16 protein-coding genes are annotated in these 15,924 nt (G+C 45.4%); 3 read left to right on the top strand and 13 right to left on the bottom strand.

Translation table 11 applies throughout. The features are described from left to right. Window positions 1-3 precede the first annotated feature (3 nt). Genes PHF32_01495 through ffh form a run of 3 tightly spaced genes read left to right on the top strand, consistent with a single transcriptional unit; the run spans window position 4 to window position 2,312 of the window. Entirely contained in the window at window positions 4-342 is a 339-nt protein-coding gene (locus PHF32_01495) for a DUF721 domain-containing protein (protein ID MDD4559406.1), read from the top strand. Beyond that, entirely contained in the window at window positions 339-980 is a 642-nt protein-coding gene (gene rpe / locus PHF32_01490; GenBank protein ID MDD4559405.1) for a ribulose-phosphate 3-epimerase, read from the top strand. Before PHF32_01495 ends, rpe begins: the two co-directional genes overlap by 4 nt. Continuing rightward, window positions 981-2,312 carry a signal recognition particle protein gene (gene ffh / locus PHF32_01485; GenBank protein MDD4559404.1) on the top strand — a complete coding sequence of 444 codons (1,332 nt, stop codon included), beginning with the start codon at window positions 981-983 and terminating at the stop codon, window positions 2,310-2,312. Window positions 2,313-2,529: 217 nt separating this feature from the next. On the opposite strand, the gene PHF32_01480 is transcribed toward ffh, so the two are convergent. From PHF32_01480 to PHF32_01420, 13 genes are all read right to left on the bottom strand, one after another. Continuing rightward, window positions 2,530-3,150 carry a hypothetical protein gene (locus PHF32_01480; GenBank protein MDD4559403.1) on the bottom strand — a complete coding sequence of 207 codons (621 nt, stop codon included), beginning with the start codon at window positions 3,148-3,150 and terminating at the stop codon, window positions 2,530-2,532. Continuing rightward, the gene (locus PHF32_01475; protein ID MDD4559402.1) at window positions 3,150-3,965 is read right to left on the bottom strand and encodes an SMP-30/gluconolactonase/LRE family protein; all 816 of its coding nucleotides are present in this window, start codon (window positions 3,963-3,965) and stop codon (window positions 3,150-3,152) included. Before PHF32_01475 ends, PHF32_01480 begins: the two co-directional genes overlap by 1 nt. Then, window positions 3,962-5,353, bottom strand: a complete 1,392-nt coding sequence (gene cysS, locus PHF32_01470; GenBank protein ID MDD4559401.1) for a cysteine--tRNA ligase — start codon at window positions 5,351-5,353, stop codon at window positions 3,962-3,964. Before cysS ends, PHF32_01475 begins: the two co-directional genes overlap by 4 nt. A 10-nt stretch (window positions 5,354-5,363) precedes the next feature. Beyond that, the gene (gene porU, locus PHF32_01465) at window positions 5,364-9,227 is read right to left on the bottom strand and encodes a type IX secretion system sortase PorU (GenBank protein MDD4559400.1); all 3,864 of its coding nucleotides are present in this window, start codon (window positions 9,225-9,227) and stop codon (window positions 5,364-5,366) included. Further along, window positions 9,224-9,376 (bottom strand): hypothetical protein, encoded by a 153-nt coding sequence (locus PHF32_01460; protein ID MDD4559399.1) that lies wholly within the window; start codon window positions 9,374-9,376, stop codon window positions 9,224-9,226. Before PHF32_01460 ends, porU begins: the two co-directional genes overlap by 4 nt. A gap of 15 nt (window positions 9,377-9,391) precedes the next feature. Then, complete coding sequence (locus PHF32_01455; protein MDD4559398.1) at window positions 9,392-9,859, bottom strand: 23S rRNA (pseudouridine(1915)-N(3))-methyltransferase RlmH; 468 nt, start codon at window positions 9,857-9,859, stop codon at window positions 9,392-9,394. After that, window positions 9,856-10,758, bottom strand: a complete 903-nt coding sequence (locus PHF32_01450; protein MDD4559397.1) for a bifunctional enoyl-CoA hydratase/phosphate acetyltransferase — start codon at window positions 10,756-10,758, stop codon at window positions 9,856-9,858. The genes PHF32_01455 and PHF32_01450 overlap by 4 nt, the downstream gene beginning before the upstream one ends. 17 nt (window positions 10,759-10,775) lie before the next feature. Further along, complete coding sequence (locus PHF32_01445) at window positions 10,776-11,663, bottom strand: RNA polymerase sigma factor RpoD/SigA (GenBank protein MDD4559396.1); 888 nt, start codon at window positions 11,661-11,663, stop codon at window positions 10,776-10,778. Between the two features lie 8 nt (window positions 11,664-11,671). Next, complete coding sequence (locus PHF32_01440) at window positions 11,672-12,901, bottom strand: LysM peptidoglycan-binding domain-containing protein (protein ID MDD4559395.1); 1,230 nt, start codon at window positions 12,899-12,901, stop codon at window positions 11,672-11,674. Further along, window positions 12,882-13,151, bottom strand: coding sequence for an acylphosphatase (locus tag PHF32_01435; GenBank protein MDD4559394.1), 270 nt, complete (start codon window positions 13,149-13,151; stop codon window positions 12,882-12,884). Before PHF32_01435 ends, PHF32_01440 begins: the two co-directional genes overlap by 20 nt. A gap of 280 nt (window positions 13,152-13,431) precedes the next feature. Next, window positions 13,432-14,457 carry an NAD(P)-dependent glycerol-3-phosphate dehydrogenase gene (locus tag PHF32_01430; protein MDD4559393.1) on the bottom strand — a complete coding sequence of 342 codons (1,026 nt, stop codon included), beginning with the start codon at window positions 14,455-14,457 and terminating at the stop codon, window positions 13,432-13,434. Beyond that, window positions 14,454-14,768: a hypothetical protein gene (locus tag PHF32_01425; protein ID MDD4559392.1), complete on the bottom strand. Its 315-nt coding sequence runs from the start codon at window positions 14,766-14,768 to the stop codon at window positions 14,454-14,456. Before PHF32_01425 ends, PHF32_01430 begins: the two co-directional genes overlap by 4 nt. Window positions 14,769-14,784: 16 nt before the next feature. After that, on the bottom strand, window positions 14,785-15,921 hold the full coding sequence (locus tag PHF32_01420; GenBank protein ID MDD4559391.1) for a hypothetical protein: 1,137 nt from the start codon (window positions 15,919-15,921) through the stop codon (window positions 14,785-14,787). Window positions 15,922-15,924 lie beyond the last annotated feature (3 nt).

The following is a 15,924-nucleotide window of genomic DNA, read 5'->3' as shown; positions in this document are numbered from 1 at the left end:
ATTTTGGGGCAGTACTCCCGTTTACTTCTCTTTTTCAGAATGACTTTCGTTCTTGCTAATCAGCGTTTCAACAAGATAATCTACCAAATAGCAGGCGAAAAATACAATCGATTTATCCATGTTTACTTGGGATGGAAGAAGATTGTCGGTCCTCTCTTGGCTGAACGGTCACAACCCATCAAGCTGGAGAATGATGTATTGTTCGTTGGTGTTCAGAATAGTTCCTGGATGCAGGAATTGGTCTTATTGAAGACGGATATCATCGCCAAATATGCCAATTATGGTGAGCAACTACAAGACATCATATACCTAATCCAAAGCCCCGGTAAAAGAAAAAAATGAGCGTACAAATTGCCGCATCCGTACTTTCTGCAGATTTTGGCCATCTCGCCGCTGAGATAAAGAAGCTGCAAGCAACCGACATAATCCATCTGGATCTGATGGACGGTCATTATGTACCCAATCTCAGTTTCGGATATCCCCTCATCTCAGCGATTCGAAGCCTTAGCGATAAAGCTCTTGATGCTCACCTGATGGTTACAAATCCTGATGTCTATGTGGAACCGCTGGCCGAGATCGGCATCCAATACCTTTCTTTTCATCAGGAAACAGTGTATCACAGTCATCGCATGGTACAAAAGATCAAATCCCTCGGTATCAAAGCCGGGATCGCACTCAATCCTGCCACTCCCGTGAACACTTTGGATGATATCCTGCCAGAACTGGATTTCGTGCTGGTAATGAGTGTAAATCCGGGTTATTCAGCTCAGAAATTCATTCCCCACGCCATCGATAAAATCGCTCAACTCAAAGCTCTGAAAGTGAAGTATCCCAATCTGCTGATTGAAGTGGACGGAGGAGTGAATGGCAACAACTGCAGGGAGCTTAGGGAAGCCGGAGCTGACATCCTGGTATCTGCATCTTATATCTTTGCTTCGCAGGATTACACTGCGTCTATACACACATTGAAGGGAGAGTAAATGTTTAGCAGCCTGTCCGAACGCCTGGACTCCATATTTCGCAACCTGAAAGGTAGTGGCTACCTTACCGAGCAGAACATCAAAGACAGTATGCGCGAGATTCGTCTAGCGTTGCTTGAAGCGGATGTGAATTTCAAGATCGTAAAGAAATTCATAGCAGAAGTAGAGAGCAGGGCAGTAGGCGCTGAAGTCATGAAATCCCTTACTCCTGGCCAGCAAATCGTAAAGATCGTTCATGAACAACTCATTGCCCTGATGGACACTGAGGGCTTTGAAATGAAGGTCTATAACAATAAACTCACAAAAATTATGATGGTGGGATTGCAAGGTTCCGGCAAAACCACGGCTTGCGCGAAACTGGCTGCTATGTATCGCAAAAAAGGGATTAAGCCGATGATGGTGGCATGCGATGTCTATCGTCCTGCTGCTATCGAACAGCTCAAAGTACTTGGCCGTCAGATCGATATCCCCGTTGTTGCCGACGAGAGCAAAGATGTCCTGGTGATTGCGGAAAAAGCCCTTAAAGAAGCCTATACTGCATTTACCAATCTTCTCATTTTCGATACTGCCGGACGCTTGCACATCGATGAAGAAATGATGAATGAGGTAGCGCGTCTGAAAGACCATGTGAAGCCCGATTATATCTTCTTTGTAGCTGATGCTATGACCGGACAGGATGCCGTGACGGTTGCCAATGAATTCTATGATAAATTAAAGTTCGACGGTGTAATACTCACCAAGCTGGATGGAGATGCCCGCGGAGGTGCAGCGCTGTCCATTAAAGCTGTAACCGGTAGGCCTTTGGCCTTTATGGGAACCGGCGAGAAGATCCCCGATCTGGAAGTGTTTCATGCAGATAGGATGGCTTCACGCATCCTCGGTATGGGCGATGTGCTCAGCCTCATCGAAAAAGCGGAAGAAAGCCTGAACGCTGCAGAAGAAGAAAAGCTTGCCCGCAAGATGTTGAAGAACCAGTTTACCTTAAACGACTTTCTAAAACAGCTTCAAAGTATCAAGAAAATGGGTCCGTTGGAGTCCATCATCAAGATGATTCCAGGGATCGGCTCAAAGCTGCCTGCAGATCTGAAAATCGATGATAATGCCTTAAAACACGTGGAAGCTATCATCCAATCCATGACTAATATGGAGCGTGAGAAGCCGGAAATTTTGAACGGAAGCAGAAGACTGCGCATTTCCAAGGGTTGTGGACGTCCCGTAATGGAAGTGAACCGCTTGATGCGTCAATTTGAAGACATGAAAAAAATGATGAAAAAGATGAACAGTCCCAAAGGTATGAAACAGTTGGAATCCATGATGAAGGGACAGCAGTAGAGCCGGATACCCATCCAATATTATGCTTTGGTCGTGATTCCCAGTTGATCACGGCCTTTGTCTTTGCCAATAGATTAGGCTATGATCAAGCTGATATTATCCCGTTATCATCTAGTGTTCACTCGATCATCACTGCATGATATCTCGATCGCTACAGCTTGACCCAAAGAGAGAGAAGACGGGGAGAGAAATTCCGGGCGGCAGGGAAATCTGATCGCTACACTATATCATGAAGCCAGTCTCTGTTACGCTTGCTTTGAACGGAAGGTATCATCCCGCGATGGCGGATTCGGCGCTTGTCGAAACGTTTGATGCTCTGTTGCAAGCAGCCTGTCCAGAGCTGATGGTTCAGTTGGATTTGATCCTGATAACGGTCAAGAAAGGGAGCGGCGATACTGACGAAATCTGTATATTCATATTCTTCCGCCCAAAATAACAAGAGGTGCGAGACATCGGTCTCGGGGAAGTCCTCTCTGCTATCCGAAAAATCCACAAAGTAGTAATCGGTACCACAAAGGATGATGTTCTTCGGTTGGTTATCTATGTGGCATATGCATTTATGTCCTTCCATACTCGCAGTGTGAAAATCTGCTATTGCAGAACCGAGATGGGCGGAATCAAAGCCCAACTGATCCATATATGAGGAGGCTTTTATCCTTTGAGTGCTAATATACCATAGCGATTCCCCTATTTTCTCGGATTTTCCATGGCTGAGTAATAGGGGGACATGAGGCAGATTGAGATTGTAAACCTTCAATTCGGCTTCATAGCACTTCGGATCGCTAAAGGTCTTGATGATTTCTTTTGGATATAGTACGATATTGGGTCTGTCTATCATTAATTAAGGGTGATTCGCTCGATTTTGTTTTGCTTTAGCATAGGCACAATCAGTTCGTTTGAGGGCAGATGATAATAGATGTCTGCAGCACTGTCATATCCCTTCAGGTCTGTGATAAAACGATTCTGCTCCTGCGGGATTTCGATGATCATCTGTTCTTTCCAGGAGCTGAAATAGATACGTCCCAGGTCATCAATGGCGATGCCATCCAGATTGGAGTACATGGTATCCTTAAAAATACTGACGCTCATATCCCGGGTGTCCAGGCTGAGGATGGGAGATTGTTCCTTATTACCTACGATGAACATCTGCCAGCGGGGGCGATCGTAGATGATGCCGTTTGGCGCTGAGATGAGTTCGTGAGAAATCCGCTGCTGTGTCTTGGATTGGGGATCATACACGAATACGCTGTTGCCGGGAGTGTCCGTAATATAGAGTTTACCATATTCATCCATAGCGATGTCGTTCAAACCCACCGCGTCATTAATGGGGTAGCTTTCGATTATCTTGGCTTCGCTAACGCTCACCACATGAATCTGAGCAGGATCGGTTACATAGAGCAAATCACCTACCAGCAGTAGCCCTTTGGGAGCTTCGAACCCTTCTTTGATGAACTCGCTGTATTGTCCCTGGTTATCCATCGCCACGATGCTGCCGTCTCCCACGTTCGAGATCAGGAAGCGTTCGCCTACAGAATCGTAAGCCACACTCTCGGGTTTGTTCAAGTAGTTGTCTTTACCACCTGCGAGTACGTAGATTAATGCTGCTACGATAGCCAGGATCACTATTATCAATATGATGTATTTTTTTTTCATGTTTCTTTTATACTCCATGTGCTGCCTTGTGTACTGTCTTTTATCTCTATACCAAGCTTCTGCAGGTCATCGCGGATTTTATCCGAGCGCAGCCAATTCTTCTCTGTTCTGGCTTCTGCCCGGTAGGAAAGGATCAATTCGATCAAAGAACCGGAAAGATCAGGTATGCTTTCGCTTTTAGCTTGGGTTTCTTTTTGGAAAAATCCAAGAACTCTTCCCAGTTTAAGTAACATCGCTGATGCTTCCTTGCAGATTATCGGATCATTTGCCTGTTTTTTGGCTATATGACTCAGATCAAAGAGGATGGCTATTGCCTTAGCAGTGTTAAAATCGTCATCCATCGCAGCTTTGAACTCCTGCTCCAGAGCAAGGATCGCTTTATCCTGATTCATGAGTTGCAGGAGATCGTAATAATCATGTCCGCCCATTGCTTTATGCAGGTTTTGCATGGCTTTGTGAGATTCCTCAATCAGTTCCCGGGTAAAATCGATGGGAGAGCGGTAATGCTTTGATAGGAAGAAATGTCGGATGTCTTCAGCATCATATTCCTGAAGGATATCACGTGCGGTAAAGAAGTTCTTCAGACTCTTACTCATCTTTTCGCCGTCCACATTCAAGAAACCGTTGTGCATCCAATAGCGTGCCAAGGGTTGTCCGGAGAGTGCAATCGCTTGTGCATTTTCGTTCTCATGATGGGGAAAAACCAGATCGATGCCTCCGCCATGGATGTCGAAAGTGGTACCCAGATAGTGCCGGCTCATCACCACGCATTCGGTATGCCAACCGGGGCGGCCGTTGCCCCAGGGACTTTGCCAGAAGGGTTCTCCGGGTTTGCTGGCTTTCCACAAAGTGAAGTCCGCGGGATGCTTTTTGGCGGTATTTTCCGCAACTCTGGCACCTGCCATCTGATCGTCTACTTGCTTGCCAGAGAGACTGCCATATTCGGGCAAAGAAGCTGTATCGAAATACACATCTCCGTTTACTTCGTAAGCAAATCCCTTCTTCTGCAGATCGTGGATCAACTCAATAATCTGGGGCATAGTATCAGTGGCTCTAGGCTGATGGTTTGGGGCTTTGATGCCCAGAGCTGCGCAATCTTCCAAAAAGGCCTGAGTATATTTCCCGGCGATATCCCGGAATTCACGTCCTTCACTTTTCGATTGCTCAATGATCTTGTCGTCTATATCGGTGATGTTTTGGACATAAGTCACATCGTAGTTCAGGTATTCAAAATAGCGGCGCACTACATCAAAAAAGATGAAGGCACGAGCGTTTCCGATGTGAAAGTAATTGTAAACCGTAGGACCACAGGCATACAGCTTTAGTTTTCCCGGTTCCAGGGGAATGAACTCTTCTTTCATGCGGGATTGGGTATTATAGATTTTCATATTTTATCCGTTATTTATAAACCACAAAGCGGTCACGAGCTTCAGTGCTTTTGCCATCCTGCGTTTTGGCCTTTACACGGAAGAAATAGGTATTATTGGCCAATTTATCGTTAAATTGGTCTCTGCCATCAAAGGGGATTTTGTTAAATCCTTGCTGGGCAGTTGTCTCAATGCGACGAATGCGTCTTCCGCTCATGGTAAATATTTCCACAGTTACTTCTGCGCTTTCGGAAATTATGAAAGTGATGTGGGCATCCTTCTTCATGGGATTGGGATAGATCAGCAGATTCTGTAATGATATGGGGCCGCTATCTTTGGCGATGAAATGCGTAGTGGCTACAGAGGGAAGATTGAAGTTGTCAAAAGCGATAAGTTGGATTGTGTGAGGTCCCTCGTCCAGCGTTGGCATTGGAAATGTGAGCGTACCCGATACAGCAGAATCAACATCATAGGTGAAATATCCGGTTACTACTAATGGCTGCAATGAGTTGTCAATCACCAAAAGGATGTTGTGACCAGCACTTCCGGTTACGTTTATTCCATTGCTATCCGCAATTTTTGCATAGAGTACAGGGGAAGTATTCACGGTATCACCAGCACGGAAGTCGTAAGATCCCAGGAATATGTCAATCGCAGGCGGAGCTTCATTCGGCATGGAATCCGGCAGTACTTCATCAGAGAGATTGAGGGGGTGATAATAACTGATGTAGTCAGTATTACTGGCATTGTCCCAGAGATAGCTGAGTACCAATCCACTGTTTCCGCTTAAGACATCGTCGGGAACCCAGAAACCACCATGAAAACTGGATTCTTTTACTGTTACACTACCATTGAAAATGGGATTGCCCTTTTTACTGATGTCAATACCGGCAAAGGTATATTCTGAATCGGAATTGTAAGCTTTAAACAAGGCTTCTCCACTAATGCCTTTTTCGTTCATATGGCCGGAAAAACTAGCATGTTGGCGGGAGTGAAAGAGATTTTTATCTTTTCCTCCAGATATTGGTCTGATAGAAGGGATGCTTTGCGGGGGTACTGTGTATAGGTTCGGATCCCCCAGAATTATATACATGGCGTCGTTGTTTACGCTTTGCGTATAAGTGGTTTTTGCGGCTGTGAGCGCTGTGCCCAGAGGCATCCGGGAATTTGTCATATTTGGGATAAAGAGTTCCATCAGATCATTGTTTGGATCTGGGAAGCTCTTCCGGGTAGCAGCAACGGACGCTATAGCGCCGCCATTATTGACAAGAATAGTTTTTTGGCCCAGGCTTTCGTAAGACCAATGGTCGAATGCACTTATCTCACAGGATGCGGCGATAAAGAGGGGCAGCATATCCGGATTGCGGAATTTCCCTATGTCTGTAGAACCCGTAAAGTAGTTTTGCATACCCAGTGTGTCAAAAGAACCGTGACCGATATAATACCAGATCAACTTGCCTTCATTGATCTCTTCAAACATCTCGTCCCTTACCCGGGGTTTGTTCAAAAACTCATCGGTGTCGTACTCAGCAGCAAAGATCTTGGTGTTCAATACCTGGGGATTTATGAACGTGGAAAGTGACTGCATGTCTCTGGTATGTTGCCAGTCCATAGTATTGGTGCCGTTTACGTTGTCATCAGCAAGGAAAAGCAAGCTGTTGCGCCACAATCCCGGTTTGGGTTCTTGAGTATAGCGTCTGAAGTTTTCCATCATGATGTTCAAATCAGACAAAGTGCTTACCGGGTATCTCCCGATGGCAATTTCGGGGTGATTCAGGTTTGTGAGCATGCCGAAATAGTCGTCCGAAGTGATATAATTTGTAGGATGTTGGAATATCATCACTTTGTTTTTTCCAGCGGCGACCCGGGAGTAATTTCGCCAATCCATGGTACCCATTCCCAATAGAGTGAGCGATCGTATCTTGGGTTCCGGAAGGTTGTGATAAAGATACCGGAGGAACTGCCGGATAGCCATGGGATCGGGATAACCACCATTGAATTGGTTCATGATGTCAGATTGAAGTACTACTCTGGTGGCCATGCCCCAGTTTTGCCTATACATCTCTGCTAGTTCTTCTGCTTTCCCCGCGAACTCTTCGGGTACTACTATCACGCTTTCCACAGGATCCTTGGGAGCAGTAAGATCCTTTGGCTCGAGCACAGTGATAGATGCAGGGCTATAGAGTTCTGCAGGACGGGATACATAGAATTTGGTGTCGGCATTTGAGCGTGTAATAAAATGAAACGAATCGGATTCCGGCATTATGTTTATGTTGCTGATATTGTTGCCAGGCATTACCTTGTAAACTGTAATGTCTGAGGCATATCCGTTAAATATATACTTCACGGGCAGCATGAAATTGTTTTCCACTGCATTCACTGTATATTGCTCGTTTTTTTTGATTAATTTGCGAGCGTAGCTAACGCTGTAGTAATCCAGATTGATGTTGTTCGACGAGTTTCTGATCACTCTGATGGTAATCGTGTTGCTTCCTGCTACAAAGTATTGGGTTGATCTGGAGAACTTGAAGATCGTAGAACCATACCATGTATGTACGTTGGTATTGGTTTCAGAGCTGGGAACCAAGTTCCCATTCACATATACGCTAATCTGGTTTGTGACGGCGCCCGTTCCGGAATCCTGACGCATACGCATTATCAATTGTTGATCAATACTGGGATCCAGATCAGGAAGATCTATATCGAAAGAGTAATCCATAGTGGTATTGCCATTCATTCTGGCCATATACCAGGTATATCCGGTTATGGAGGGGCGGTAGGACTCTTGTTCAATATGTACGTTTGCCGTGTGATAATCGGTGCTGTCATTATAGGCGAACACGACGTCGTCCTGTTGGATTCGGAGAGGGGGACTGGGGAAGTTTCCGGCAAAACTAAGCCAGTATATACCATTGTGAGAGTATGGATTATGATAGATGCTCTGATCGGAGGTTTGTAAAATGGAGTTCTTCACGTATCCGGTACGATCCTCTCCATAGAATACTATGTAATCTGAAGCATCAAAACTGCCATCATCTGCGCCTACTACTTGGATTGGTATCTCGGAAAATCTGTCTCCTGGCATAATCTCGGTTTGGTCTTGATACTGCCCTGTCGTACCGAAGAGTCTGAAACTACGGGGATCAATGTCTTCAAGAAGAAAGTCACTTAGTTGAGATCTGTTGATGCGGAACATACCGGTCTTGTCCACTTCAATCTTTGCCCACCAGGGGGATTGAGAAAAGTCTGCGTATTGAACATCAGTGCGGTAGGTTTTCAACCAATACTTGGCATTATCTTTATTCAAGACCTGATTGAAGAAAACATCGCTCATGTGATCTGAGCGGAGGATGCCTTTCTGGTCTGTATTTCCTGCTATCTGCACATTTATTCTGGCAGTTTTAATTACTTCCAGACCCAGATTACCGTCGTAGATGAAGGGATTGATGATAAACACCATATAGGGGTGATCCCGGAAAGAATGAAGCCCGACACTGTACAATGCGCTTTGCTCGTAGGTGGTATACAGACTTTCGTTTATTTCATACAGATAGTCGGATATACCCTCACTAGAAATCGGTGTGGGAACAGGCTTTATCCTCTTATTAAGGGAGATACGGGTCTTTGTGCTGGAGATTATTGTAGCACTGGCGCTGCCATCTGAAGGAACGCCTATCTTGAATTCCAGAGTCGGTATGGAAGGAGAGCCGGGTATCTCCGGATAAGCTCCTTCGCGATAGCGTAGGGAACTGAAGTCTGGGCCCTCCGCAATATCGTAGTCATCGAGGATAAAATCCAAGGTTATTTCATCGCTGCTTTGATCTACCACTGTGATGCTTGCTTGCATCCATATAATGGAGAACAACATACTCAGTGCTAAAATGATCCGTTTCATTTGTCCTTCTTTGGGGTAAATATCTTCTCCAAACCATAGATCAACAGGTAGAATATTCCGGTAAACACAAATATCCCCAGCATGCCCTGGCCCATCATCCAGAGCGAGTATTGTATCGTTTCAGGTTTACTAAGCAGTAGTTGCAACATAAGGCATATCCTCTTTCATTCTATATGATACTGTCGGCCATTCTTGATCATCATGGCACGATATATTTGCTCGATCAGAACCAAGCGTGCAATTCGATGAGTGAAGGTGAGGCTCGACAAACTAAGACAAACATCGGCAGAGGCTTTCAGCTCGTCGCTGCTGCCATATACTCCACCAATCACAAAAACAATACGTTTACCGATAGATATATTAGTCAGAAACTGCGAAAAATCAAGAGAAGTTTTCATTGTACCTTTCTCATCCAACAATACCAGATAATCTCCGGTCTCGATTCTAGATAACACTTCTTGTCCTTCTTTCTTGATTACTAAATCTTTATTTCCGGTTTCTTTGATGCTAACATCGGGCAGTTGCACGATATCCAATTTGCAGTATGGCTTTATTCTCTTCAGGTACTCCGAAATAGCTACCGTCAGCCAGCTGTCTTTGTCTTTGCCCAGCTGTATGATTCTGATCTTCATCTTATCATGGAAGCCAGAGCCAGTGCCATGCAGAGCATCTTTATTTCACCGTCATCTGCTCTGGACGGTATCAGGATAGGGGCTTTTGTGCCCATTACCACATGAGCTACGCGGTACTTGCAATAGTAGGTCAACATCTTTCCGTAGATGTTGCCTGCTTCGATATTTGGTACAATCATGATGTCGGCATTTCCGCCAACTGGGCTGTTAATACCCTTCATCTTTGCGGCCTTGATATCCACAGCGTTGTCGAAAGCAAGAGGTCCTTCGATGATACATCCGGGTATCTGATTGCGTTCGTTCATTTTGGAGATCATCGCAGCATCCATAGTTGCCGGCATTTTTGGATTTACAACTTCAACTGCTGAAAGGATTGCTACTTTAGGGTTGGGATTGCCCAGATAGTGGGCTACCTGAACTGCATTCCTGATGATGGCGATCTTTTCAGAGAGGTCTGGCATGAGGTTGATTCCTCCATCGCTCATCAGCTTGATTCCTTCCGGATGCTCATAAGCCAAAACATCAGATATCACATCACTGGTACGCAGTCCTTTCTCTTTATCCAATACTGCACGCAGCAACATTGATGTGTCGGTCTTACCCTTCAATATAATGTCGGCTTTGTTCTCTCTTGCCAGAGCTACTGATGTCTTTGCAGCAAGAACAAGGTCTTTTCCTGTGTCCACTATCTCAAAACTATGAGAGTGTTCCGGAGCCAAGCGCTGGAGCAGTTCCCGGATGGACGGAGCATCACCCACAAGGATGCTTTCTGCCAGGGATTCCTCTTTAGCCAGGATAGCAGCGTCCAATACGCTTTCGGTGTGTGCAGCGGCGATAACAACAGTGCCACGGCGGGAATCTTTCACTTTTTGTACAAGCTCATTAAAATCTTTAATCATTTAGAAAGCTCCTTTGGCTAATAATTATAACGGTCTATGAATTCATCCACAAAGGCATCTTCTTCCGGTTTCAGTTCCACAAGAATTTTCTTCAGGGCTTCCTTCTGGATCTGTCGGACGCGTTCCCTGGAAAGTCCCATTACTTCTGCGATTTGAGCGAAATTCTTGGTCTCATGCTTATCATTTAGGCCAAAGTAAGTTCGGATGATCTCCGCTTCGCGGTGTTCCAATTTATCGATAGCATTGTGGATGCGTGATGTAAGTTTATCTTGTTGGTATAGTTGTTGCGGATCCAGGGTGTCTTTATCTTCCAGAAGATCCCTGGTAGTGTAGTCTTGAAAGTCTGTGGTTTGCATGATATCGTCATAAGATGAAGTATCCGGCATCTGTTCTTTGAGCAAATCCACTGATTTTTCTGTGATGTTTAGTCTGTCGGCTATCTCTTCTGAGCTGGCTTTTTCCCCGGTCTCTGCAAACACTCTCTCCTGAGTAGCCTTGATGCGGTGTGCAGTACTGGATTTTCCCAAGGGGACACGAATAAGAGACGATTTCTCGGAAACTGCCAGCATAATCCGTTGTTTGATCCACCAAATAGCATAAGAGATCAACTTGATATCCTTATCTGGATCGAACTTCTCTATGGCTTTGATAAGGCCGATGTTGCCTTCACTGATCAATTCCGATAGAGACAAGCCCCGATTCTGATAACGGGCGGCGATCTTGACCACAAATTTCAGATTCGCCTGAATGAGGCGGTTCATCGCTTCAGCATCTCCATTGCGGGCTTTCTTCCCCAATTCATGCTCTTCATGCCTGCTCAAGGGCTTGAACTTTGAAATCTCATTCAGATAGCTCTGCAGAGCTTTATCTGCAAAGACACTATCTCTTCTCACTCTTCTGGGCATATTCAAAATCACCCTTGTCCCAGAGGTAGAACTTTTCGAGGATTGATTGCTTTACCTTTGATGCGATACTCAAAGTGTAAGTGTGACCCAGTAGCGTTTCCAGTAGATCCGACCGTTGCAATCTGTTGACCCTTTTGGATCTTATCGCCCACTGCCACGAGATTCTTTTCATTGTGGGCATACACGGTCATCACAAAATCTGGATGCTCAATGACCACAACATTACCATAGGCTCCCTGCACACCGGAGTAAACCACGGTTCCATCCAAAACTGCGTAGATGGGAGTTCCGTTCTTTGCTCCGAGATCTATCCCCTTGTGTGGTCTGCCATTGCGCAAACCGTATTCTGAGAGTATCTTCCCTTCCACAGGCATTATTAGATCATCTCGTATCTTGTCTTTGTTGATGATGTCTGCTTCGGTGAGTGATACTCCGGAAGGTGTAGATCCTCCGGGTCTGGGGCTTCCTGCCAGATATATCTTTTGTCCTACCCGGATATCGTTTGAAAGCAGGGAGTTGATCCTTTTGATCTCATCCACGGTCATGTTGTTTTCCCGGGCGATCTTGAAGAGAGTGTCTTTGGGTTGAACTATATACACCTTTTCTATGACTTCAGTATCTGCATCTGATGTTGGTGGCGTAGTAACCGGGATCTGCGGTTTGATCTCATTTACATCAGTGTCTTCATTGTCACTTTCAGACTTTGGTGCCTTGTAGGGATCCTTTATGATGATCCGTTGTCCGGGGTAAATGGATACTTTTTCAGTTTCAAAGCTGTTCCACTTCAGCATTTCATGGAAGCTGATGTTATGGTTTTTGGCAATTCTAAAGAGGTTATCTCCCCTTTGTACTTTATAAAAGTAGTCTGCGGGAAGAGATGATCTTTGAAATGTGGGAGCTGGATCAGGAGCCGGAGTTGGAGTAGGTGAAGCTACTGTAGCTGGGCCTTGTTGAACGGGTTGCGTGGCTTGCGGTTTATCCCTTTCTACAGGAGCAGGGGTGGAAACAGGAGTTGTCTCTGAGACACGTACTTTCAGTACTTGACCAATGGATAAGTTGGTGGTGCTTAACTGATTCAAGTCCTGAATTTCCTGCACAGTCATTCCGTACTTTCTGGCCAGGCCGTAGAGAGTATCGCCGCGTTTTACAATATGGTTCTGCACTTGTGCCAATGCCATTACCGGAATCATCAATAAAACCAGCACAAGGCAGCGTATTCTATCCAATTTCAAAATCATGATACCTGTTTTCAGTGTTCATTATTTCTTTTGTGATCTGCTCTACCCGGGAAAAGCCATTTCCCCTGCGTAGCATTTCACAAAAGCTGTCGATCAGAAATTCATCAGCCTCAGCTACGATGTACACGCTTCGGTCAGGCAGATTGCGGACATATCCCGTAATCCCCATTTGCAGAGCGCTTTCTCTCGCATGATAGCGATATCCAACTCCCTGTACCCGGCCTCGAACGTGAATCTCGTAAATCGGCATAATTACTCACTTTCAGATTTAGGTTCTTTCTATTTCAGACTATGATATTTGTCAAGGATTCGTTTCAATACGGAATGTGCTCAATTGATATATCAGAAATCTGCAAAGATAGAGAAAGCAAACGACCGGGTTTCTGCTTTTCGCGGGTTTTATCCACTTTCGCGTTTGCGGGGATGAAAGGTACAAACTGGTACTTGAAATAGATAGCTTTGATAGTACTCAAAAAAGAATCGATGTAACTGCTCAACCTGGTGCTGGCTCTTTATCAGGCATTAAGGGACTATACAAATTCTGCCTTCAATTCACGTAACATCAAGTCTCTCATGGCTTCCTGCGGGTCTTTATCCTCGTACAAGATTCTATATACCTGAGTTACGATCGGCATCTCGACATCTAGCTTTTTCGCCAGTTGATACACACTACGGGTGCTGGCAACACCTTCAGCTACCATCTGCATGGAAGCTTGAACCTCCGCAAGAGTTTTACCTTTGCCAATCTCGTAGCCTACATAGCGATTTCGGCTATTGGGACTGATGGCTGTGGTAATAAGGTCTCCGATACCAGAGAGACCTAGAAAAGTCTCTGGTTGAGCATTCATGCTTTTTCCGAAGCGACTAATTTCTACGATTCCTCTTGTCAGAAGTGCGCCCATAGTATTGTCCCCAAAGCCCAATCCGCTTACAATCCCAGCTGCAATGGCAATGATGTTTTTGATTGCTCCGCCAATCTCCACTCCGATAATATCTGAGCTTCTATAGGTTCTGAAGTAATGATTGGAAAATACTCCCTGGAGTCTTTTCAAGAGCTCTTCATCACTACCGGCGATCACTACTGTGGTTGGTACCTCACGAGCCACTTCTTCGGCGTGACTGGGTCCGGAAAGGGCACAAATCTTGTTGTGTACGGTTTTGGGCAGCTCTTCAATGAGTATCCTATCGATGGTTTTCAAGGTATTTTCTTCGATGCCTTTGGCAACATTCACGATTGCCATCAAATCCCGTCGGAGCCAGATCCTGGCGGCAATGTCGGAAGGAATGGAACGAAGAGTATTGCGAATGAATTGGGAAGGAGTAGCCAGGAGCATAATATCACTGCAGAAATCAGCAACATCCGCAAAAGAATCGCTGAATGCGATGCTTTCCGGCAGGCTAATTCCTTTTAACAGAACTGGATTGGCATGGTTTTCTTTGAGCGACGCCAAAAAATCTGGATTGTACTCCCACACCAAGAGTTCATGCCCGTTTTCTGCCAGTAACTTGGCCAGAGCCAAGCCCCAACCTCCGCCACCGATGATGGATATCTTCATTTCTTTATCAGGTCGCAGAATGCTATTAGATCCTCATCATCTTCATCGTCATCAAAATCATCGTCTTCGTCTTCGTCTGCCACCCAATCCGGACAAAACAGGAGATCTTCTTCAAAATCCCAACCGTCCACATTAACAAAGCCGAATTTATCCAGAGTCTCTTCTTCCCAAAAGGAATAGTGGCACACACCGTCGGCATTTGCCCACACCAGAACCGGATTTTTAAAGTGACGTAATTCTATTTTATGATTCTCGACCAGATCCAAGAATTCCTTGATCTTTTTGCGATCTTTTTCTTGGTGAAACTCCATGATGTACCTCGCTGTTCTAAAATTTATGACTTACCGAGGCGGAGAAGCGGTTCTCGCTGAATTCTTTTAAGCGGAGCACGCTCTCATTCGGAGATTCTACATTCCTGTATATGTGCAAGTAGTCAAGTGATAATTTCCAATCCGGATGCAGCTTCAGGTCCAAGCCGGCAGTTGTGTTGTAGATACAATACTCCCGCCCGCCATACCATTGGCTGTCTCCCTGGTAAAAGCGGTCTTCACGACTTAACTCCAGATAGGGTTGCCAACTCTGATTTTTGGTGCTATCACCGCTGAAGGGCATTTCCTTCATCCGCAGAACACAGCGATAGATATTGCTGTCGTAGCTGCCATCGTCATCGTTCAGTTCATCATAACGCGTGTTATCGTAGGTTCGGAAAGCATAGGATCCTTGCAGTGTGAAAGCGGGGAAGTGGTATCTGGCGCCGAGTTCTGTGGTGAGCCTGTTGCCATCCGCTTCGCTGAAGTATTTGTTATAATACAAGTCTTCATAACGGAGGTTCCCAAAAGCCGTAAAGTGCTTCATTGGACGGATAATAATATCTCCCCGATAGAGGTTTCTTGAATAGGAGTATTGCTCGTGGTCTCCGCTACCGTCACTATCTTTGTAATGACGGTAATAAATATGGGGATAGTAGCCATACAGAGCGCTAATACTCCAATAGTGGCGATCAACACGGATTCTGGCAATGCTGTCTGTGCGATACTTATCTTTATTACTCAGGTTTTGGCTGATGGTTCCGGTAACGGAAGGCGTAAATGTCCACCAGCGATAAGGGATTGGATACGCTAAATCCACTCTTGTGAAGAGATTCAAGTCGTCAGTGGTTTCTGCCCAATCGAGGGCTGAACTACCGTTTTCCCATCTGGACAAATCATCATCTGACAACTGGAACAGATTATCCGAGTAACCCGCTCCAAGGCTTATCTCTCCTTCCAACTGGGCATGTGCCATGCCAAATGCAAGCAGAAACAGACTCAGGCATAAGATGATGGGGCGGAAGTTCTTTTTTCGAGCAAGACTGCGGGGGTTTCGCACTTTCTTCTCCTCAGGATACTTCATATCCTCTTGCTGATCCGGGTATATCTCGCGTTGAGATTTGGTCTCGCTACTGATTTCTTCTGTAAAACTCATGAA

The organism is Candidatus Cloacimonadota bacterium (genome assembly GCA_028706475.1).
Lineage (GTDB): Bacteria > Cloacimonadota > Cloacimonadia > Cloacimonadales > Cloacimonadaceae > UBA5456.
This window is presented reverse-complemented; position numbering and strand designations above follow the sequence as displayed.